Below are 21,335 nucleotides of genomic sequence, written 5' to 3'. Positions count from 1 at the left end.
CGGTGAGCGCAGCGAACGCGACCATGGAAACGCCAGACATGAGCGGCACGAGCGGCGAGCGGAGCGAGCGAGCGGCCGGGCCCACTCCCACCCCGCGTCACGGAGCGGTGAGCGCAGCGAACGCGACCATGGAGATGCAGTGAGTCTCCTCGAAGTACGCGACCTCTACGTCACCTACCGCACGCGCGCGGGCGAGGTGCCGGTGGTGCGGGGGGTGTCGTTCTCGATCGAGACCGCGGGCACGCTCGGTCTCGCGGGCGAGTCGGGTTGCGGCAAGACGACGATCGCGAACGCGCTGCTGCGGCTGTTGCCCGCGGGGACGCGGATCGAGGGTCAGGTGCTGCTCGAGGGCGAAGACGTGTACCAGATGAACCCGGGTCGGCTGCGCGCGGTGCGGTGGAGCGAGCTCGCGGTGGTGTTCCAGGGCGCGCTGCACTCGCTCGATCCCGTGCAGAAGATCGGGAAGCAGATCGCGGAGGCGATCGACCTGCACACGACGCAACCGCGCGCCGCGACCCGTACGCGCGTCGGCGCGCTGCTCGAACAGGTCGGCCTTCCCGCGCGCCGCGCCGACGAGTATCCGCACCAGCTGTCGGGCGGGCAGCGCCAGCGCGTGATGATCGCGATGGCGCTCGCGTGCGATCCCGCGGTGCTGATCGCCGACGAGCCGACCACCGCACTCGACGTGATGGTGCAGGCGCAGGTGCTCGACCTCCTGCAGGAGCTGCAGCGCGAACGCAACCTCGCGGTGCTGTTCATCACGCACGACCTGTCGGTGCTGACGTCGGTGTGTCGCCGGCTCGCGGTGATGTACGCGGGACGGATCGTCGAGGAAGGCTCGAGCGACGTCGTGTTCCAGCAGCCGCAGCACCCGTACACGCGCGCGCTCGCGGCCGCGTTCCCGACGATCGGCGACCCGCGGTCGCGGATGCGCCCGTCCGGTCTGGAGGGCGACCCGCCCGACCCGCAGCAGATCCCGTCGGGCTGCCCGTTCCATCCGCGCTGCGACGTGGCCGAGGACCGCTGCGCATCGACCGACGTGCGGTTGACCCCCGTCGGTGCCGGCCGCCGCGCCGCGTGCGTGAAGGTCGGAGCCGACGCGTGAACACGAGTCAGTGGTACTGCGTTAACCGGCTATACGCCGGTAACGCAGTACCACGGAGCCGGGGGAAGCGGTGAGCGGCTCCCCGTTGCTGGAGGTCGAGGACCTGCACGTGCACTTCGGCGCGCGCGGGCGCGCCGCGAAGCGCAACGCTCCCGCGCGCGCGGTCGACGGCGTGAGTCTCGACGTGCGCGAGGGCGAGGTCGTCGCGCTCGTCGGCGAGTCCGGGTGCGGCAAGACGACGCTGGCGCGCACGATCATGGGCCTCGAGAAACCGGTGCAGGGCGAGGTCCGCTACGAAGGGCGGCCGATTCTCGGACGTCGCGGCGGCGGTCTGCACGAGTACCGCAGCCGCGTGCAGATGGTGTTCCAGGATCCCACGGGCGCGCTCAACCCGCGCCAGACGATCTACGAAGCCGTGGCCGAAGGCTTGCGCGTGCACAAGCGGGGCGGGCACGACGAGGAGCAGCTCGTCGCCCGCGCGCTGTCGCGCGCGGGACTGCGTCCGCCGGAACGGTTCGTCGGCCTGTACCCGCACGAGGTGTCGGGCGGTCAGCGCCAGCGCGTCGTGATCGCGGGCGCGATGGTGCTCGAACCGCGGCTGCTCGTCGCCGACGAACCGGTGTCGAGCCTCGACGCGTCCGTGCGCGGCGAGATCCTGAAGCTGATGCGCGGGCTCGTCGACGAGACCGGTGTCGCGATCCTCGTCGTCACGCACGACCTCGGGCTCGCGTGGAACGTCGCCGATCGCGTCGCGGTGATGTACCTCGGCCGCATCGTCGAGCTCGGTCCGACCGAGCAGATCCTCGAATCGCCGAAGCACCCGTATACGCGCGCGCTGCTGTCGGTGGTGCCGGAGACGCGGCGCGTCGAGCAGCAGATCCTCCAGGGCGAGACGCCGGATCCGAAGCGCATCCCGAGCGGCTGCCGCTTCCACCCGCGCTGCCCACTCGTGGCGGAGGGTGAGTCCGAGCGCCTCGGCATCGCGGCGCGCTGCATCGCCGAGGACCCGGTCCTGCACGACGTCGGTCCCGCGCAGGTCGCGGCCTGCCACGCGGCGAGCGCGGCCTCCCGTAGCGCGGCCTCGTCGTAGCGCGTCAGCGGCGCACCGGATACCGCAGGTGCAGCACGCGATCGCCCTGGATCACGACGTCGGGATCGTCGAGCATGACGTGACCGTCGAGCGCCCCGAAGTAGGGCTTCCCGCGTCCGAAGACGACCGGCACGATGTCGATCGCCACGTAGTCGATGAGGCCCGACGCGAGCGCCTGCCCGCCGAGGTCGCCCGCGGTCACACCGATCTCACCGATCTCACCGATCTCACCGATCTCCCGGTCGTCGGCGAGCTCCTGTGCCTTCGCCATCCCCTCGGCCACCGAGCCGACGAAGTGGTACGGCGCCTCCGGATGCCAGCCCTCCGGCCGCGGTCGGTGCGACACCACGACCGCGTGGTCGGCCGCGGCAGGGCGCCCCTCCCATCCGTTCGTCAGGTCGAACAGATGGCGCCCGATCACGATCACCTGCTGGCGCGACCACATGCCGCGCACGTAGTCGGCCGACGCCGCGGAGACGCGGAACGGCGAACCGTGGACGTCGTCGTCACCGTCGACGAGCGGGCGATCGCCGTTGGAGTACCAGTCGAACAGCGGTCCGACGTCGTCGTTTTCGTCGGCGATGTAGCCGTCGAGCGACGCGACCGCGTGCAGGTACGTCGTCGCCATCGCTAGAACCTCCAGCGGGTTGCGCCGCCGGGTTCGGCCGTGTGCAGCGCGGTCGCGCTCGTCAGCGTGAGGCGGTAGACCCACCACGGTGGCGGTCCGGCCGACGGCGCGCTGAACTCGGCGGTCAGCGCGATGCCGCTGTCGTCGACGCGACACGGCCAACCTTCGTTCCAGATCGCCGCGAGCTCGGCGACCCGCCCGCGATCGGTGACCCGCTCGACCGTGCCCTCGACGATCACGTCGTACTCGTCGAGCGAGATGCTCAACGTCGCGCGCGGATCACGTGCGACGTTGCGGGCCTTCCGCGTGCCCGGTCCGGTCTCGAACCAGAACGCGCCGTCGTGCCAGAGCGCGCCCATGCCGGTCACGTGCGGGCGACCGTCGGGATCGATGGTCGCGAGCCAGCACGTGTGCCGGTTGGGACCGCCGGTGCCGGGCGCCGCCGTCCAGCCGGCATCGAGCCGAGAGGCCACACGGTTCCAGTCGAGGAGCGGGCAGTCGTAGAGATCGGCGAGGTTCTTCGCGTCCATGCGCTCTACGACTCCCCCGCGTTCGAAGACTCATCGGCGCGCCCGAACCCGCCACCCCCGGGCGTCTCGATCACGACGACGTCACCGGGCGCGACGTGGGCGGTCGCGAGGTGACCGAGCATCTCGCTCGTGCCGTCGGCGCGCTCGATGCGGTTGATCCCCGGCGCGCCGGCGCCGCCACCCGCGAGCCCGAATGCACCGCGCGCGCGACCGTTCGAGAGGATCGACGCGGTCATCGGCGCGAGGAACCGGATCCGCCGCACGACGCCGTCGCCGCCGCGGCACCGCCCGGCACCGCCCGATCCTGCTCGGATCGTGAACGCGTCGACGCGCACGGGGAAGCGCAGCTCGAGCACCTCGGGATCGGTGAGCCGCGAGTTCGTCATGTGCGTCTGCACCGCGCTCGCGCCGTCGAAGTCGGGACCCGCGCCCGAACCACCGGCGATCGTCTCGTAGTACTGCAGCCGGTCGTCGCCGAACGTGAAGTTGTTCATCGTGCACTGCGACGACGCGAGCACGCCGAGCGCGCCGAAGAGCGCGTTCGTCACGCACATCGACGTCTCGACGTTGCCCGCGACGACCGACGCCGGCGGTTGCGGATCGAGCATCGAGCCGGCGGGCACGCGGATCTCGAGCGGGCGCAGGCAACCCGCGTTCAACGGGATGTCGTCGGCGACGAGTGCACGGAACACGTACAAGACCGCCGCGGTGCACACGGCGCGCGGCGCGTTGAAGTTGTCGGGAAGCTGCGATGAGGTTCCGGCGAAGTCGATGACCGCGCGCCGGCGCTTCGCGTCGACGCGAATCGCAACGCGAATGCGCGCGCCGTTGTCGAGGTCGAGCGAGAACTCACCGTCGTGCAGCCGTGAGATCACACGCCGAACCGACTCCTCGCCGTTGTCCTGCACGAACCCGAGGTACGCCTGCACGCTCTCGACACCGAGCTCCGCAATCATGCGCCGGAGCTCGCGCGCTCCCGTCTCGTTCGCGGCGAGCTGCGCGCGGAGGTCGGCGAGGTTCTGCGCCGGGTTGCGGGCGGGGAACGGACCGCTCGTGAGCAGCTCGAGGATCTCGGCCTCGCGCAGCGCGCCGCCCTCGACGAGCTTCACGTTGTCGATCTCGACGCCCTCTTCGTCGACGCGCGTGGAGAACGGCGGCATCGACCCGGGCGTGATGCCGCCGATGTCGGCGTGGTGCCCGCGCGAGCCCACGAAGAACAGAATGCGGCGTTCTCTGGTCGCACTCGCTGCGCTCGCCGCTCCTGCAGGAACGTCGAAGACGGGCGTGACGACGGTGACATCGGGAAGGTGCGTGCCGCCGTGGTACGGATCGTTCAGCACGAACGCATCGCCCGGCGCGATGCGGCCCGCGTTGCGCGCGACGACCGACTGCACCGACTCGCTCATCGACCCGAGGTGCACGGGCATGTGCGGCGCGTTGGCGACGAGATGACCGGCCGCGTCGAACACCGCGCACGAGAAGTCGAGGCGTTCCTTGATGTTCACCGACGTCGCGGTGTGCTGGAGCTGCGCGCCCATGCGCTCGGCGACGTGCATGAAGCGGTTGTTGAACAGCTCGAGACGGACGGGATCGGGGCGCGAGAGGTCGTCGGCGCGCGTTGCACCCGGACGCGCCTCGACGCGCACGAGCACGAGCTCGCCTCCGGGCGCGACCTGCGCTTCCCAGCCCGGCTCGACCACGGTGGTCGCGTGCGCGTCGGCGATCACCGCGGGGCCGGTCACCGCGGCACCGCGGGCCAACGTGGCGCGCTCGACGAGCGGCGCCTCCCACCAGCGGCCGCGGTCGAAGACCCGGATCTCGCGTGCGCCGGCGCCGGGCCGCGGGGCGTCGGGGGCCGCGGTGTCTGCGGTCTCGCCCCACACCACGGCCTCGACCGACACCGCCTCGACCACGAGCGGACGTCCCGGCGAGAGGAAGGAGAACCGCTGCCGGTACGCGGTCTCGAAGGCGGTCGCGATCTCGATCGGCGTGCCGGCCGGAACGACGAGCGCGGTGTCGGTGCCTTCGTAGCGGACGTGCACGCGCTGCGTGACGCTCACCATCACCGCGCCGTCGGGCCGGTGGAGCAGGAGCTCCTGTGTCGCGGCGCGTTCGATCGTCGCGAACGGCGCTTCGAGATCCGCCGACTCGAGCGGCGCCTCGACCGCGACCTCGCGGAGCACGGCCTGGTCGGCGAGGCCTATGCCGTACGCGGAGAGCACCCCTGCGAGCGGATGCACGAGCACCGTCTCGATACCGAGCGCGTCCGCGACCCGGCACGCGTGCTGACCGGCCGCGCCGCCGTAGCAGTGCAGCGCCGCGCGCGAGACGTCGTGGCCGTGCGCGACCGACACGTTCTTGATCGCGTTCGCCATCGCACCGACGGCGATGTCGATGGCACCTTCGGCCAGCTCCTCGGCACTCCGAGCGACACGGGTCGCGGCCGCGACCGTGGCGGCCAGCGCGGCGAAGTCCGCGGCAACGACGTCGGCGGCGATCGCTTCGTCGCCGTTGGGCCCGAACACGTTCGGGAACGTGGCCGGGTGGATGCGGCCGAGCAGCATGTTGGCGTCGGTGATCGTGAGCGGTCCGCCCCGCCGGTAGCACGCGGGCCCGGGGTCGGCGCCCGCGCTCTGCGGACCGACCCGCAGGCGCGCGCCGTCGAACGTGATGATCGAGCCGCCGCCCGCGGCGACCGTGTCGATGCTCATCATCGGCGCGCGCACGCGCACGCCGGCGACGCGCGTCTCGAATGCGCGCTCGAACTCGCCCGCGTAGTACGAGACGTCGGTCGACGTGCCGCCCATGTCGAAGCCGACCACCCGCTCGAAGCCCGCGTGCGCGGCCGTGCGCGCCATGCCCACCACGCCGCCGGCCGGACCGGACAGGATCGCGTCCTTGCCGCGGAACCCCGCGGCGTCGGCGAGCGCGCCCGACGACTGCATGAAGAGCAGCCGCACATCGGGAAGCTCCGCCGCGACCTGGTCGACGTAGCGGCGCAGGATCGGCGACAGGTACGCGTCGACGACCGTCGTGTCACCGCGACCCACGAGCTTCACCAGCGGACTCACCTCGTGCGAGACACTCACCTGCTCGAAGCCGACCGCCCGGGCGAGCGCGGCCGCGGCGTCTTCGTGCGCGGTGTACCGATAGCCGTGCACGAACACGATCGCGGCGCTGCGAATGCCGTCGGCGAACGCGCGCTCGAGGCCGTCGCGCAGGTGCGACTCGTCGAGCGCGCGCACGACTTCGCCGTCGGCGCCGATCCGCTCGCGCGCCTCGACGACCCGCGAGTACAACAGCTCCGGCAGCACGATGTGACGGTCGAAGATGCGCGGTCGTTCCTGGTACGCAATGCGCAGCGCGTCGCGGAAGCCCTCGGTGATCACGAGCGCGGTCGGCTCGCCCGTGCGTTCGAGCAGTGCGTTCGTCGCAACCGTCGTGCCCATCCGCACGCACTCGACGAGGTCGGCCGTGATGGGCTCGCTGCGACTGAGCCCGAGCACGCGGCGCATGCCCTCCACCGCGGCATCGCGGTAGCGCGCCGGGTCTTCGGAGAGCAGCTTGAGCGTGGTGAGCGATCCGTCCGGACCGCGACCGACGACGTCGGTGAACGTGCCGCCCCGGTCGATCCAGAACTGCCAGGGCATCGCGCGCCTACTGCAACTGCCGCGGGATGTCGCGCGACCAACGCTGCCGCGCGATCGCGACATCGCCTTCGTCGACGTCGAGCTCGACCTCGACGTGATACGTCGTCGCGTCACTCCGGAACCGCAGGCGCGATTCCGCGCGGCACGCCGCGTCGGGCCACGCGATCTCGAAGCGCGCGGTCGCGGTTGCCGTCGCGTCGCCGGGATCGATCGTCGACACGCTCACCTCGCCCTCGTACTGCTCCGACACATGCGAGTCGGCCTCGCTCGCGTAGCGCGAGCCGTGGCTCACCGTCGCGCGCGTCCGCCGCTCCAGCACGTCGTGCGTGAACCGCCACGTCATCTCGGGTTGCGGTTCGTCTGCCTCCCCGCCGCCGTGCCACGAGTCGGGTCCTGGTGGCGTGAACGCAGGCGCAGGACGCGCCTCGGAATCGGGCGGCAACTCGGGCAGCAACAGCTCCACGGACGCGCGTTCGACGTGCAGCGTGAGCGGCGCGGGTGGCGGCCACGCGTTGGGCCAGTCGGTGCCCGCGAGCGCGAGCCGCACCGTGTGGCCGGGCGCGAACACCCACGACGTCGCCTCGAGCTCGATCTCGACGGCGACGGCCTCACCCGGCACGAGCGGCTCGGGGTCCACCGACGAATCGCGGTGCGTGAGGTTCAGCATCCCGCGCGTCACGAGTGCCGACGTGCCGTCGGGGAACACGTCGCACAGCTTCGCCGAGAGATACGCAATCGGCGCCGACGACGTGACCCGAGCGTGCAGCACGGGATTGCCGAGGATCTCGAAGCGCTCGTCGACGGGCCAGTCGTAGCAGCGCGACCACGCGTCGTCGGCGCGCTGGTCCGACGACTGGCCCCACGGCAGGCTTGCCGCGCACGAGATCCACGCCTGGCCGCCCACATCGCCGCGCACGGGCACGGCGTCGTCTCGCTCGCCGTCGCCACCGCCGTCGTTCGGTTGCAGGACGCGCGTCCGCGCTCGCTCGGCGGGCCACCGGTCCTCGAAGCGCCACTCCCCGGCGTGCTGCGCGAGATCGGGCTCGGGCCGGGTCGCGTGCCGCACGAACACGCGGATCGGCGGCTCGCCCGCGAAGTCGGTGACGTCGCGATCGCGCAGGTACAGATCGAAGAAGCGGATGAGCTCGGGCACGAGATCGACGTGCGGTCCCGGCAACGAGCTCGCGGTCGCCATGTGGCTCCACGGCCCGAGCAGCAGCCGCTTCGGACACTGCAACGATTCGAACGTGCGCAACGTGTTGTTGCGGTAGCCGTCGGCCCAACCCGCGACGATCATCGTCGCGCATTCGATGCGGTCGTATCCGCGCGTCGTGCCCGGCCGCGCGTCGAGGCGCACGGAACCGTGGCGCCAGTAGTCGTCGTCGGTCTGGTGCTCGATCCACGTGAACAACCACGGTGGCGTCGCGTCGAGTCGTCGCTTCCACTCGTCGCGCCAGCCGTCGCCGTACACCGAAGGCACCGGCGGCAGTGCGTTCATCGCGACCATGTACGACACGTAGTCGACCAGGTCGACCGCGCGCAGCACACCGCCGTAGTAGTGGACATCGTCGGTGTAGCGGTCGTCGGTCGCGTAGATCGCGCACACGGCTTCGAGCTCGGGCGGCCGCTCGACCGCGAGCTGCAACGCGTTGAAGCCCGAGTACGACGTGCCGTACATGCCGATGCGGCCCGTCGACCACGGCTGCTCCGCGCACCACCCGATCAGCTGCTCGAGGTCGCGCTGCTCCTGTTCCGGGTACTCGTCGGTGGCGACGCCCTCCGACGACCCGGTACCGCGCACGTCGACCCGCACGATCACGTAACGACCGTCGTCGACGAGCCGCGCGTATTCCGACCGGTACGACGCGGTGAGGTCGTCCTTGCGGTACGGAAGTGCCTCGATGATGACGGGCCACGGGTCGTCGTCGCCGTGCGGTTGCACCGCCTCGGGTTCGAAGCGCGAGATCGCGAGCCGGACGCCGTCATCCATCGCGACCCGCTCCCGGATCTCACGCACGAGCGCGACTCTAGAATGCGGTCCCGTGACGCACGGCGAGGCCGCGACCACGCTCTCCGCGTCGCTGTACCGCGACCCCGAGGTCTACGAGCGCGAACGGCGGACGATCTTCGGGTGTGAGTGGCTCGTGTTCGCGCCCGCCGAGCAGCTCTCGGCACCCGGCGCGTGCGTCGCCGCGACGATCGCGGGCTATCCGCTCGTCGTCGTCGCCGATCGCGACGCCGGGCTCCACGGCTTCCACAACGTGTGCCGGCACCGCGCCGGCAACCTCGTCGACGACGGCGAGTCGCGCGCGTCGGGCTTCGTCTGCCGCTACCACGGCTGGTCGTACGACACCGCGGGCCGGCTGCTCAAGGCGCGCGACTTCGACACTGCCGGCCGCGATCCGACGATCGACCCCGCCGACTTCTCGCTCTTCCCGGTGAAGGTCGCGCGTTGGCGCAACCTCGTGTTCGTGAACCTCGACGTCGACGCGCCGGCGCTCGAACACGATCTCGCCGCGTTCTTCGCGGAGACCGAGCCGTTCCCGATCGAGTCGTTCCGCCCCGGCGGCGAGGTCGTGCACGACCTCGACTGCAACTGGAAGACGTACGTCGACAACTACCTCGAGGGCTACCACATCCCGTTCGTGCACCCGGAGCTGAACCGCGAGATCGACGCGCGCCGGTACGAAGTGCACGTCGGCAACCGCTACTGCCGGCACTCCGCTCCGACGCGCGACGGTGCGGTGAACGCGGGTCGCTGGCTCTTCCGCTGGCCCAACGTCGCGCTCAACCTCTATCCGGACGCGATGGTGGTCGAGCGCATGCTGCCGACGGGCCCGCACTCGACGCGCATCGTGTACCACTACTTCTTCGCCGACCTCGACGACCCTGCGAACGACGACGTCGTGCGCATCTCGAAGGTCGTGGTGGAGGAGGACCGCGCGATCGTCGAAGCGGTTCAGCGCAACCTCGACGCGGGCGTCTACGACGTCGGGCGGCTGAGTCCGCGCCACGAGGCCGGCGTGCGCATGTTCCAGGACCTCGTACGGGCCGCGCTCGCACGGCCGTGAGCCCGCTCGAACCCGCGCTGCCGCGCGCCGCGTACCTCGACGACGAAGTGTGGGCGCGCGAGCGCGAGCGCATCTTCGCCCGGGAGTGGACGGTCGTGGGGCGCGCCGCCGACGCACCCGAGCCCGGCGACTGGATCCGCGGGACCGTCGGTGGTGAGTCACTGCTGATCGTGCGGGGCGACGACGGCGCGCTGCGCGCGTTCTTCAACGTGTGCCGTCACCGCGGCGCCGAGCTCGCGCCGTGCGACGGCCCGGCGATCGGTCACGCCAACGGCGCGCTGCGTTGTCCGTATCACTCGTGGACGTACGGCCTCGACGGCGGCTTCCGGCGCGCGCCGTTCCTACCCGACGGCACGCTCGACCGCGACGCCTTCGCGCTGCATCCCGCTGCGCTCGACGAATGGGGCGGCTTCGTGTTCGTGCACCTCGAGCCGGCTCCGGCGTCGCCGCTCGCCACGCAGCTCGGGCCGATCCCCGATCGCATCGCGCGCTACGACCTCGCGTCGCTACGACGCGGCGCGCAGCTCGTCTACGAGGTCGCGGCGAATTGGAAGGTGCTCGCGGAGAACTACAACGAGTGCTACCACTGCGCAACGCTGCACCCGGAGCTGTGCGAGATCGTCCCCGACTTCCGGCGCGCGGGCGGCCCGGCACTCGACTGGGAACGCGGGATCGCCCAGCGCGACGGCACGTGGACCTTCACCGCGTCGGGCACGAGCGACCGGCAACCGCTCCCCGATCTCGACGCCGACGAGCGCGTGCGCCACAAGGGCGAGCTCGTGTACCCGAACCTGCTCCTCAGCCTCTGCGCGGATCACGCGGCCGCGTACACGTTGATCCCGCGCGGCCCCGCTGCGACGACCGTCGTGTGCGACTTCCTCTTCCACCCCGACGAGATCGCACGCGCGACGTTCGACCCGGCCGACGCGGTGTCGTTCTGGGACGTCGTGAACCGGCAGGACTGGTCGATCTGCGAGAGCGTGCAACGGGGCATGGGCTCGCGCGCGTTCACCGGCGGCTGGTTCGCACCGATGGAGGACCAGAGCCTCGACATCGGCCGCTGGTACGACGCGCGCATGTCCGACTCGTGAACCGCGAAATAGACCTCGCCGTCGTCGGGCTCGGCGGCATCGGCAGCGCCGCCGCGTACTGGGGTGCACGCGAGGGCCTGACGGTCGCGGGCTTCGAGCAGTTCGAGCTCGGTCACGACCGCGGCGCGTCGCACGATCATTCGCGCATCATCCGGCTCTCGTATCACACGCCCGGCTACGTCGAGCTCGCGAAGGCTGCGTACGACGCCTGGGCCGCGCTCGAAGCCGACGCCGGCGAGCAACTGATCGTGCGCACCGGCGGCCTCGACCTCTTTCCCGCGAACGCCGCGATCGCACCGGCCGACTACTGCGACTCGCTCGCCGCGGCCGGCGTCGCGTACGAGTGGCTCGGCGCGGCCGAGATCCGCGCCCGCTGGCCCCAGTTCCAGATCGCCGACGACGTACACGCCCTCTTTCAAGACGCGGGTGGCATCGCGCCCGCGGCGCTCGCGACCGCGACGCACCAAGGCCTCGCGACCGAACACGGCGCGCGCCTGCACGCGTCGACACCGATCACGCGCATCGAGCCCCGACACGGAGAGGTCGTGATCGACGCGAGCGGCGAGACCTGGCGCGCGCACCATGTCGTGGTCGCCGCCGACGCCTGGACCGCCGACCTCCTCGAACCGCTCGGCGTCACGGTGCCGCTGACCGTGATGCGGGAGCAGGTCACGTACTTCGACGCCGACGACGCGCGCTTCGCCGTCGGAAGGCTCCCCGTCTGGATCTGGATGGACGACCCGAGCTTCTACGGATTCCCCGTCTACGGCGAGGCCGGCGCGGTGAAAGCCGCGCAGGATTGCGGTGGCCACGTCACCACCGCGCGCGATCGCACCTTCGCGGTCGACGACGACGAGCTCGCGCGCGTCGACACGTGCATGCACGACCTGTTCGGTGCCGCCGTCGGCGCGCCCCGCCGCAGCAAGACCTGCCTGTACACGTTGACGCCCGATCGCGACTTCGTGCTCGACGCGGTGCCCGGTGCACCCGAGGTGCTCGTGGCGCTGGGCGCCGCGCACGGGTTCAAGTTCGCGTCGTGGTTCGGGCGCACGCTCGTGGAGCTCGCACGCAAGGGCACGACGCAGCACGACCTCACGCCGTTCCGTTTCGACCGGCCGGCCCTGACCGACGGTGCCTACGCGCCGAATTGGATGGTGTGACCCGCCGGTAGGCTCGGCTCGCAACGCGACCGACTGGACGGGAGGCACTCATGCCGTTCGATGTCGCGGCGGCGCTTCAGCAGCGCCATGGTGACAACTTCGTGCTTCACGAGCAGCACCTCAACAACCAGCTCGCGCGCGTGTTGAAGACGATCGGCTTCGACCGCTACTACGTGCGCGGCGAGGGCTGCTACCTCTACGACGACCGCGGCGAGAAATACCTGGATTTCCTGGCTGGATTCGGTGTCTACGCCCTCGGCCGCAGCCACCCTGCGATCAAGGCGGCGCTGCACCAGGCGATCGACCTCGACCTCCCGAACATGGTGCAGATGGACTGCGCGCTGCTGCCCGGCCTGCTCGCCGAGCAGTTGCTCACGCGCACGCACGCGGGCATGGACCGCGTGTTCTTCTGCAACTCCGGAGCCGAAGCCGTCGAGTCGGCGATCAAGTTCGCGCGCGCGACCACGAAGCGCGACGGCATCGTGTTCGCCGAACACGCGTTCCACGGACTCAGCACCGGCGCGCTCGCGCTGAACGGTGGCGAGGAGTTCCGCGAGGGCTTCGGCCGGCTCATCGAGTCGACCGCGGTGCCGCTCGGCGACATCGACGCGCTCGCCACCGCACTCGCCGGCGGTAATACAGCCGCATTCGTCGTGGAGATCATCCAGGGCAAGGGCGTCTACATGGCCGACGCCGACTACTGGCACGCGGCGCAGGAGCTGTGCCGCCGGAACAAGACGTTGTTCGTCGTCGACGAGGTGCAGACCGGTCTCGGTCGCACCGGCAAGTTCTTCGCCTACGAGCACTACGAACTCACGCCGGACATCGTGACCGTGTCGAAGGCGCTCTCGGGCGGTTACATCCCGGTCGGGGCGATGATCACGTCGGACCGTGTGTTCTCGAGCGTGTTCAGCTCCATCGAGAAGGCCTTGAAGCACTCGACGACGTTCGGTCGCAATCAGCTCGCGATGGTCGCGGGGCTCGCGACGCTCGCGGCGTTCGACGACGAGCACATCGTCGCCCGCGCCGCGCAGACCGGCGCCGCGTTCGAGACCGCGCTGAAGCCGCTGCAGGATCGCTACGAGATGCTCGCCGACGTGCGTGGTCTCGGCCTGATGATCGGGCTCGAGTTCGCGGCGCCGCAGTCCGCCGCATTGCGCCGGCGTTTCAACACGATGGAGCGCTTGCGCAAGGCGCTGTTCGCGCAGCTCGTCGTGGTGCCGCTGTTCCACCGCCACCGCATCCTCACCCAGGTCGCAGCCGACAACGTCAACATCGTGAAGCTGCTGCCGCCGTTGATCGCGGGACAGGAAGAGGTCGACTACTTCGTGAACGCGCTCGACGACGTGCTCGCCGACGCGCACCGTGGCTCGGGTCTCATCGTCGAGTTCGGGCGCACGATGGCGAAGGGCGCGTTGCGGCGCGGCTACCGCACACCGGAGAAGCTCGCACAATGAGCGCGATCGCGCCCGGCGATCGGGTCCTCATCACCGGTGCCGCGGGCTTCATCGGTTCGGCGGTCACGCGCGCGGTGCTCGCGCGCGGCGCGCACGTCGTCGCCGCGGTCGAGCCCAACGGCGACGAGCGCAACCTCGATGATCTCGGCGCCGATGTCGAGCGACGAACGGTCGACCTCCGCGACGCCGCGGCCGTGCGCGACGTCTGCCACGGCGCGCGCTTCGTCTTCCATCTCGCGGCCGTCTACGCCTTCTGGGCGCGCGATGCGCGCCGGTTCGCCGAGGTGAACGTCGGCGGCACGCTGAACGTGTTGGCGGCGGTTCGCGCGGCCGGGTGCGAGCGCATGCTGTACACGAGCACCGTCGGCGTGCTCGGCATCGACGAGGCGCCGGGCGCGCCGCCTTCCGACGAGCGGTCCTACGCCGACATCGCGCACCTCTTCGGCTCCTACAAGCGCACGAAGTACGTCGCCGAGCACGAAGTGCTGCGCGCGGCGGCGGAGGGGCTGCCGCTCTCGATCGTGCTGCCGACGTTTCCCCTCGGGCCCGGCGACGGCCGTCCCACCCCGACCGGCAAGCTCGTCGTCGACTTCCTCAACGGCCGCATGCCCGCGTTCGTCGACACGATGATGAACGTCGAGCACGTCGACGACCTCGCGCAGGGTCACGTGCTCGCCCTCGAGCACGGTGCGAACGGCCGCAGCTACATCCTCGGCGGCGAGAACCGATCGATGCAGTCGCTGCTCGAGGTCCTCGCCGGGTGCACCGGCCTGCGCGCGCCGACGCGGCAGGTGCCGAGGGCGCTCGCAGTCGCGGCGGGCGTCGCCTCGCAACTCGTCGAAGGCCGCGTATTGCGGCGCGAGCCGAGCGTCTCGATCGAGGCCGCGCGCATGTCGACGACGCGCATGGCGTTCGACGACTCGCGCGCTCGCGACGAGCTCGGCTATACGTCACGCCCCGCCGAGGACGCGATCGAGGACTCGGCGCACTGGTTCGTCGAGCACGACTACGTCGACGAGCGGCGCCGGGCCAAGATCTCCTGGGTCAAGCCGCAGGCTTGACCCACACGCTCACGTGCGACATCGAGTCGCGCGTGAACGGCTCACCCTCGAACCCGCCCGCGCGCGACTCGAGCGTGAGGCCGGCCATCCGGCCCATGAGATCGAGCTCACTCGGCCACGCGTAGCGCAGCACGAGTGGGAGCACGCGCGTACCGGACTCGTCGCGGTGCACATGGTGACCCTCGACGCGCTGCATGACGGGGTCCACGACGAACTCGTCGTCGGCGGGCAACTGCGGATCGAGGTCGGGTACGAACGCCTCGATGAGGAATCGTCCGCCCGGCGCGAGGCGCGCCGCGACGTTGGCGAAGCAGTCGACCTGCGCGTCCTGGTCGAGCAGCGCGTAGAACGTGTTGAAGACGACGTAGACGAGCGCGTACTGCTCCGCCGGCGCGTCGACCGCGCGCATGTCGCCCATCGCGACCGTGACGAGATGACCGCCGTCGCGGGCCCGAAGCTGCGCGACCATCGGCTCCGACGCGTCGATCCCGTGCACCGCGACGGATCGTGGCGCGAGATGTTGCGCGAGCGGGATCGCGACGCGACCGGTTCCGACGCCCAGCTCGAGCACCGGTCCGGCGCCGGCGAGCGCCGCCAGCCGCTCGACCTCGCGGGCGGGATCACGTGACGCGTAGCGCTCGTCGTAGAGGTCGGCGATGTGCGCGCCGTACGTCTCGGGTCCGTACGCTTCCATCCGTGCCATCCGATCAGACCGGTTGCGAGTGCCGCCAGTGATTTCACGATGACGAACATGAAGGTCGATGCACCACTCGTCGCGCCGCGGCTCGCCGAAGTACCGGACGCGACCCGCCGCGCGGAGGCCGCCGGGTACGACGGCGTCTTCACGTTCGAGGGCCCGCGCGATCCGTTCCTGCCACTCATGCTCGCGGCCGAGCACAGCGAGCGGCTCGAGTTGACGACCGCGATCGCGGTCGCGTTCGCGCGCAACCCGATGACCCTCGCGACCACCGCGAACGACCTCCAGCTCGTGTCGGGCGGCCGGTTCGTGCTCGGACTCGGCACGCAGATCAAGCCGCACATCGAGAAGCGGTTCTCCATGGAGTGGTCGCACCCGGCACCGCGCCTGCGCGAGTTCGCGCTCGCGATGCGCGCGATCTGGGCGGCGTGGAACGACCGCGCGCCGCTCGACTTTCGCGGCGACTTCTACCGCCACACGTTGATGACGCCGTTCTTCGACCCCGGCCCGAACCCGTTCGGCCCGCCGCGCATCGTGCTCGCCGGTGTCGGCGCGCGGATGACCGAGGTCGCGGGCGAGGTCGGCGACGGCTTCATCGTGCACCCGTTCAGCAGCGCGCACTACCTCCGCACGACGACGCTGCCGGCATTGGAGCGCGGTCTCGCGCGCGCCGGTCGCACGCGCGACGGGTTCGAGGTTTCGTTCCCGGTGATGATCGCGACCGGCGAGACCGACGACGAGCTCGCGGCCGCGCGGTTCGCGACGCGTGCCCAGCTCGCGTTCTACGGCTCGACGCCCGCCTATCGCCCCGTGCTCGACGCGCACGGCTGGGGTGACCTGCAGACGGAGCTGCACCGACGATCGCGCGAGGGCGATTGGGCGGCGATGGCCGCGGCGATGCCCGACGAGGTCGTCGCCGCGCTCACCGTCTCCGGACGGCCCGACGAGATCGCGCCGCAGGTCCTTGGCCGCTACGGCGACCTCATCGACCGCATCGCCTTCAACGCGCCGTACTCGGCCCCGCCCGACACGTGGACGAGGGTGCTCGCCGGCTTCCGCGCTTCCTGACCGCGGCGAGTCACTCGTGGCGTCGCGCCCGATGTCGTAGTTTCTGGCCTCGGGTACGACGAGCCGGTGCAACGTGGGGGCGTGACCATGGGTGTGGGCACAAGTGCGGGTCACCGCGCCGGAACCGTTGTCGCAGCGATCGTGCTCGCGATGTCCGTGACGGCCGGCGGCTGGTCACTCTCGGGGACGGCATACGCCTCGCCCGGTCGGCGACCGGCGTCGGCGCTCGAACCGCTCGTCCGTTCGAACCGAGCCGACCGCCCCCGCGCGAAGCCGAAGCAGTGCTTCTACGCCGTTCAATGCGCGAGCTCGAACCCCGCCGTCTCGATCGTCATCGTGAGCACGGGCGACACGACCAGTTGCCGGTTCCGAAACACGGTTGCCTGGGGTGACGGCGACAAGGACACCCAGCCGTATGTGGGCGGCGCCGACGGCTCGACGCTGGCGACGCTCAGGCACACCTACGCGGATGTCCCGAAGCTGTTCGTCGTCAAGATCACGGGCAAGACGACGGCGGGTTCGTGCTTCGTCGCAACCGGTCGACTCGAGTTCACGCTGATGTGCCCGGCCGCGCCGGCGAGCCCGAAACTCAGCGCCTCGGCGACGACGCCGCAATGGACCGGCTATGTCGCGCGGACGAACCCCCCGGGAACCGATTGCGGCTTCACGAGCGTCACCGGCCGGTGGGTACAACCGACGGTGACGTGCCCGACCACGAACCTCGGCGATCAAGAGGTCGACTTCTGGGTGGGGCTCGACGGCCTCGAAAACGACGGATCTCACACAGTCGAGCAGACCGGCGTCGAAGTCACCTGCCTGTGGAACAGCGGCACCGACACGTACATCGGTCCGACGTATCGAGCCTGGTACGAGATGTTTCCCAATCTCCCCATCTATACGGGCAGCGGATATTCGGCGCTCGAACCAACGCCGGGCAGCACGATCACCGCGACCGTCACCTACGACGGGAACGCGAAACAGAACCCGTACGCCCTCACGCTCACGGTGACGTCAGGCGACAAGACGAAGAGCGGAACCGTTCACGAGACCTGCCTCAACGTCGACAGTCAACCGTGCATCAACACCAACGCCGAGTGGATCACCGAGAAGGTCGACGGGCGTGGACTCGCGAGCTTCGCGCCCTGGAAGTTGACCGCCGGCTACGCGACGACGGAGGCGAATCCGGCGAATCAGTCCGTCGCGGCCCTTCACGCCACCGCGTTCGACCTCAAGCCGAAGGGCAGCCGCACACTGGCGTACGCGTGTCGCCTCAAGGGCGCCACGTTCACCGTGCAGCAACCCGCCTGTTGACGGAACCAGCCCAGACCCGGCATCACCCGCCGCCGCTTGTCGCGCCCGAACCGACGGCTCACAATGTCGCCATGGACGAACCCGTACGCCGGACCCCGCCCGAGCTGCTCGTCGACGCCCGTGGCCACGCGCTGCGGGCGTCGTGGCATGCCGACGACCGCGAGGTCGTGCTCGGCGTGTGGGACGACGCCCGCTGCGTCGGCACGGTTCACCTCGACCCGCCCGCGATCGCGCGGCTCGGCGCGTTCCTGATGGCGTCCCTCGGCGCAGCCGCGGAACCGGGCGTGATCGTCGCGCCACGCGCGTCCGTGAGCTTCGCCGAACGGTGGCGGCGCCTGCGCGACAGCTGGCTCGCGCGCCTCCAGACCTAGGCGCACTCGGCGTTCAGATCGCGACCTCGATTGGCGTCCACGTTCGTCCGCCGTCGACGGTACGCGCGAGACCGGGCGTGGTCCCGAGGCCGTCGATCGCCCAAGCCGTGTGTGCGTTCACCGCGACGAGACGGTCGATCTCCGCCGGAAGCCGCGGACGCTCGCGACGCCAGTGCGCGCCGCCGTCGTTCGTCACGAGCAGGTGATCGCCGATCGCGATCCACCATGAGTCGAGGTCCGGTATCGCGACGGCTTGCGCGGCACCTCGGTGCGCCGCGAGTCGTTGCCATGTGCCGACGCGATTCGCGGCGAACACGGTCGTCGGTCCCTGCGCATCCGCGTCGGTGAACGTCGCTGCGACCGCGACACCGTGCACCACTGTCGGCGGAGCCGCCTCGAAAAAGCACCCGTCGTCACAACCCCGCGGCTTCGGCAGCGACTGCGTCGCCCACGTGCGGCCGCCGTCGCCGGTCGTCCCGAGCTCCGGTTCGCCTCCCGCACACGCGAACGTCGCGAAACCGCGGTCCCGTCCACTGAAGACGATGCCGGTCTTGTCGCAGCCGCGGTCGAGCGCGTGCGGGGTCGGAGGCACGCGGCCGTCGAGCGATCCGGTGGACGACACGAGGCGCCAGTGCGCGCCGCCGTCGACCGTCGCGACGATGCTGACGGCTTCCGAACCCGCGGCCGCGCCCGCGCTCACCTCGTCCCACCCGACGCGCGCGTCGAGGAAGAAGAGGTGCTGCGTGTCACACGCTCGGGCCGGTATTCGTGTCGACGTCCAGTGCCGGCCGGCATCGCGCGTTCGCCAGACGACGCCCGCGCAGTCGCCGCGGTTCATCCCGACCCACGCGTGCGACCCATCGAGCGCGAAGAGCCCGCTGACGATGCCCGGCCGGGCCGGCGTGACGTCGCGCCACGTGCGTCCGGCGTTCGCCGTCCGCGCGACCCGCTGCGACGTCGCCACCCACGCGTCGAGAGCACTCGGGAACGCGCCGATGCGAGGACGCAACGAACGGGTCGGCTGCGACGCGCGGCCCGCCGACGGTGACGCCACCAGCGCGACGCCCACGACGCACAGAGTCACACCGAGCCGCCGGAGCGCGCTTCCCACGCCGAGAGCCTTCCCCACCGCGCCGCCGGGCATGCCGCGCGAGTCACATTGCGCGGCGCCGGTCCGACGTTGTCAGTCGGGTCGCTGCGCGAGCTGACCCGTCTCGGTGAGTGACTCGGCGATGAGTCGCAGCTTCACATTGAGATTCTGCGACGCGCGCCGGAGGATCTCGAAGGCCTCTTCGGGCGTCACGCGGAGTCGTTCCATGAGGATGCCGGTCGCCTGACCGATGACGTCCCGAGTCTCGAGCGCCTGGTGGAGCTGCACGGCTTGCTCCTCGAGCGAGACCCGGTCGCGCACCGCGCTCACGCCGGTGGATGCGTGCGCCGCGAGGATCAAGCCGATCTCCTGTGCTTGCTGCTCGAACGCATGGTCGTCGCTCGAGTACGCGTTGAGCGATCCCACGAATCGTTCGGTGTTCGGACGGTTCGACGAAGCGACACGGAACGACGCGACGGACTGCACGCCGAACCGGTTGGGATCCGATGCAAGCCTCGGCCACCTCGGGTCGGGGAACTCGGGCGCATACACGGCGGGCTCCTCCGTCGCGTCGAGGCAGGGACCTTCACCGGCCGCGTACTGCGCCGTGTCGACGTCGGTCGCCGCCGCATCCGTCGACGCCAGCGTGCGGAACGTCGGGCCGTCGGGGACGCTGATCGAGGCCATGTCGCAGCCCGTGATCGTGGCGACCGCGGCGCGTGCGATGGTGCTCAGGACCGCGTCGACGTCCTGCGACTGGTAGAGGTGCTGCGCGATCTCGGCGAACGCCAGTGCGAGCCCCGTCGGCGGCGCGTCGGCCTGCCGTCGCTTCGTCGCTTCGTGTCGCTCCTCGGTGGTGAGTGTGCGCGCGTCCTGCGCCTCCGACCGCCGCTCGTCCGCCTCGACACGAGCCTGGATCGCCCGCTCGCGTTCATGCGCGACGGCGGCGCCGTCGTTTGCCGATCGCGCGGGCGGAGCGCCGCCCTCGTCGCGTTCGCAGGTCGCGAGACGGCCTTCCCATTCCTCGAGCTCGCGTTCGCGGTCGTCCGCACTTCGCTGACGCGCGTCGGCGACGACATCACGCGCGTCCGCAGCGTCGTCGCGCGCGTCAGCAAGGTGGTCGCGCCGGTCGGCGACGAACTCGCGCTTGTCGGCCGCCCATTCCCGCTCTGTCCGCGGCGCTTCGTCGTCCACGCGGCAACCGTCCTTCAGCCGTCCGGACGATTCACGCTCGTGCAGTCGAGAGACGTCGTCAGCCGCTCGGCGCCGAACCCGGAGCCCAGATCGGATCGCTCGCAGCGGCTGTTGTCTCAACCGACCACGCGAGGTTACCGGCTCCGGAACCGAAGCCGCGATCGGCGGCAGTGACTCAGTTCGAATCGGTGTGCCGGCGACGTGACGACACGCTGGCCCGGAGGCGTTCCCCCGCGCGCGAGGACATAAACGCGGCTGGTCTCTTGTATCCGGTCGGGTTCGGCGGCAGAGTGTCTGCAGGGTCCTGCAGCGTGGCTCTGCTCGAGAGTGGAGCTGAGCGCATGGACGAGGTGCTCGTACGGGAGCGCGACGACTCTTCGGTGTCGATCGGCCTCAGTGGCGATCTCGACGAGTTGAGTTGCGGCGACATCGAATCGACGATCCTGACCGCGTCGAAACTGTGGCGGCGGGTCGTCGTCGATCTCGGCGCGGTGACGTTCTGCACGTCAGCCGGGCTCAGCATGTTCGTCCGTTGCCACAACGTCGCGACCGAACAGGGTGGCACGTTCGTCCTGACGAACGCCCCGTCGATCGTTCACCGCGTCATCGAAGTGACCGGGCTGACGCACCTGCTCGCCGCAACCGCGCCGGAACCGGTGGATTGCTGACGCGACGCGCCAGACGGCAACAACCGAGAACAGCCGCGAGGCACCCCCCGGGTTGTTCACGGTCGAGCCCAGCTTGCGAACCCGCTACCAAGG

Annotated in this window: 18 protein-coding genes; 11 read left to right on the top strand and 7 right to left on the bottom strand. The window is 70.6% G+C overall.

The genetic code is table 11. From position 1 onward, the window contains the following. The first annotated feature begins 139 nt into the window (after positions 1-139). Together VH914_22615 and VH914_22610 are read left to right on the top strand one after the other, a co-directional pair. Complete coding sequence (locus VH914_22615) at positions 140-1,105, top strand: ABC transporter ATP-binding protein (protein ID HEX4494013.1); 966 nt, start codon at positions 140-142, stop codon at positions 1,103-1,105. A gap of 103 nt (positions 1,106-1,208) precedes the next feature. After that, positions 1,209-2,195 carry an ABC transporter ATP-binding protein gene (locus VH914_22610; protein HEX4494012.1) on the top strand — a complete coding sequence of 329 codons (987 nt, stop codon included), beginning with the start codon at positions 1,209-1,211 and terminating at the stop codon, positions 2,193-2,195. 4 nt (positions 2,196-2,199) lie between these two features. Here the strand turns inward: VH914_22610 and VH914_22605 are convergent, their stop codons facing one another. The 4 genes from VH914_22605 to VH914_22590 are packed head-to-tail and all read right to left on the bottom strand — an operon-like array spanning position 2,200 to position 9,020. Further along, the gene (locus tag VH914_22605) at positions 2,200-2,823 is read right to left on the bottom strand and encodes a dihydrofolate reductase (GenBank protein ID HEX4494011.1); all 624 of its coding nucleotides are present in this window, start codon (positions 2,821-2,823) and stop codon (positions 2,200-2,202) included. 2 nt (positions 2,824-2,825) lie between these two features. Beyond that, positions 2,826-3,353: a pyridoxamine 5'-phosphate oxidase family protein gene (locus VH914_22600; protein HEX4494010.1), complete on the bottom strand. Its 528-nt coding sequence runs from the start codon at positions 3,351-3,353 to the stop codon at positions 2,826-2,828. A gap of 5 nt (positions 3,354-3,358) precedes the next feature. Beyond that, the gene (locus VH914_22595) at positions 3,359-7,003 is read right to left on the bottom strand and encodes a hydantoinase B/oxoprolinase family protein (protein HEX4494009.1); all 3,645 of its coding nucleotides are present in this window, start codon (positions 7,001-7,003) and stop codon (positions 3,359-3,361) included. A gap of 7 nt (positions 7,004-7,010) precedes the next feature. Beyond that, complete coding sequence (locus VH914_22590) at positions 7,011-9,020, bottom strand: CocE/NonD family hydrolase (protein ID HEX4494008.1); 2,010 nt, start codon at positions 9,018-9,020, stop codon at positions 7,011-7,013. Between the two features lie 25 nt (positions 9,021-9,045). Here VH914_22590 and VH914_22585 point away from each other — a divergent pair, with 25 nt between their 5' ends. Genes VH914_22585 through VH914_22565 form a run of 5 tightly spaced genes read left to right on the top strand, consistent with a single transcriptional unit; the run spans position 9,046 to position 14,843 of the window. Then, positions 9,046-10,074, top strand: coding sequence for an SRPBCC family protein (locus VH914_22585; protein ID HEX4494007.1), 1,029 nt, complete (start codon positions 9,046-9,048; stop codon positions 10,072-10,074). After that, positions 10,071-11,165, top strand: coding sequence for an aromatic ring-hydroxylating dioxygenase subunit alpha (locus tag VH914_22580; protein HEX4494006.1), 1,095 nt, complete (start codon positions 10,071-10,073; stop codon positions 11,163-11,165). The genes VH914_22585 and VH914_22580 overlap by 4 nt, the downstream gene beginning before the upstream one ends. Further along, complete coding sequence (gene solA / locus VH914_22575) at positions 11,162-12,325, top strand: N-methyl-L-tryptophan oxidase (protein ID HEX4494005.1); 1,164 nt, start codon at positions 11,162-11,164, stop codon at positions 12,323-12,325. The genes VH914_22580 and solA overlap by 4 nt, the downstream gene beginning before the upstream one ends. 50 nt (positions 12,326-12,375) lie before the next feature. Beyond that, the gene (locus tag VH914_22570; GenBank protein ID HEX4494004.1) at positions 12,376-13,782 is read left to right on the top strand and encodes an aminotransferase class III-fold pyridoxal phosphate-dependent enzyme; all 1,407 of its coding nucleotides are present in this window, start codon (positions 12,376-12,378) and stop codon (positions 13,780-13,782) included. Further along, positions 13,779-14,843 (top strand): NAD-dependent epimerase/dehydratase family protein, encoded by a 1,065-nt coding sequence (locus VH914_22565; protein HEX4494003.1) that lies wholly within the window; start codon positions 13,779-13,781, stop codon positions 14,841-14,843. Before VH914_22570 ends, VH914_22565 begins: the two co-directional genes overlap by 4 nt. Here the strand turns inward: VH914_22565 and VH914_22560 are convergent. Then, entirely contained in the window at positions 14,827-15,537 is a 711-nt protein-coding gene (locus VH914_22560) for a class I SAM-dependent methyltransferase (GenBank protein HEX4494002.1), read from the bottom strand. The genes VH914_22565 and VH914_22560 overlap by 17 nt on opposite strands. Before the next feature lie 57 nt (positions 15,538-15,594). On the opposite strand from VH914_22560, the gene VH914_22555 reads away from it, so the two are divergent. The 3 genes from VH914_22555 (at position 15,595) to VH914_22545 (ending at position 18,290) form a co-directional block, all read left to right on the top strand. Next, on the top strand, positions 15,595-16,608 hold the full coding sequence (locus VH914_22555; protein HEX4494001.1) for an LLM class F420-dependent oxidoreductase: 1,014 nt from the start codon (positions 15,595-15,597) through the stop codon (positions 16,606-16,608). A 336-nt stretch (positions 16,609-16,944) separates the two neighbouring features. Continuing rightward, a complete protein-coding gene (locus tag VH914_22550; GenBank protein ID HEX4494000.1) occupies positions 16,945-17,919 on the top strand; it encodes a G1 family glutamic endopeptidase in 975 nt (324 codons plus the stop codon). Between the two features lie 71 nt (positions 17,920-17,990). Continuing rightward, positions 17,991-18,290, top strand: coding sequence for a hypothetical protein (locus tag VH914_22545; GenBank protein HEX4493999.1), 300 nt, complete (start codon positions 17,991-17,993; stop codon positions 18,288-18,290). 13 nt (positions 18,291-18,303) lie between these two features. Here VH914_22545 and VH914_22540 read toward each other — a convergent pair whose 3' ends face one another. After that, on the bottom strand, positions 18,304-19,401 hold the full coding sequence (locus tag VH914_22540; GenBank protein ID HEX4493998.1) for a hypothetical protein: 1,098 nt from the start codon (positions 19,399-19,401) through the stop codon (positions 18,304-18,306). Positions 19,402-19,473: 72 nt separating this feature from the next. After that, a complete protein-coding gene (locus VH914_22535; GenBank protein HEX4493997.1) occupies positions 19,474-20,574 on the bottom strand; it encodes a GAF and ANTAR domain-containing protein in 1,101 nt (366 codons plus the stop codon). Between the two features lie 170 nt (positions 20,575-20,744). Here VH914_22535 and VH914_22530 point away from each other — a divergent pair, with 170 nt between their 5' ends. Next, positions 20,745-21,242 carry an STAS domain-containing protein gene (locus VH914_22530; protein ID HEX4493996.1) on the top strand — a complete coding sequence of 166 codons (498 nt, stop codon included), beginning with the start codon at positions 20,745-20,747 and terminating at the stop codon, positions 21,240-21,242. Positions 21,243-21,335: the final 93 nt, after the last annotated feature.

Source organism: Acidimicrobiia bacterium (assembly GCA_036271555.1).
Lineage (GTDB): Bacteria > Actinomycetota > Acidimicrobiia > IMCC26256 > PALSA-610 > DATBAK01.
This window is presented reverse-complemented; position numbering and strand designations above follow the sequence as displayed.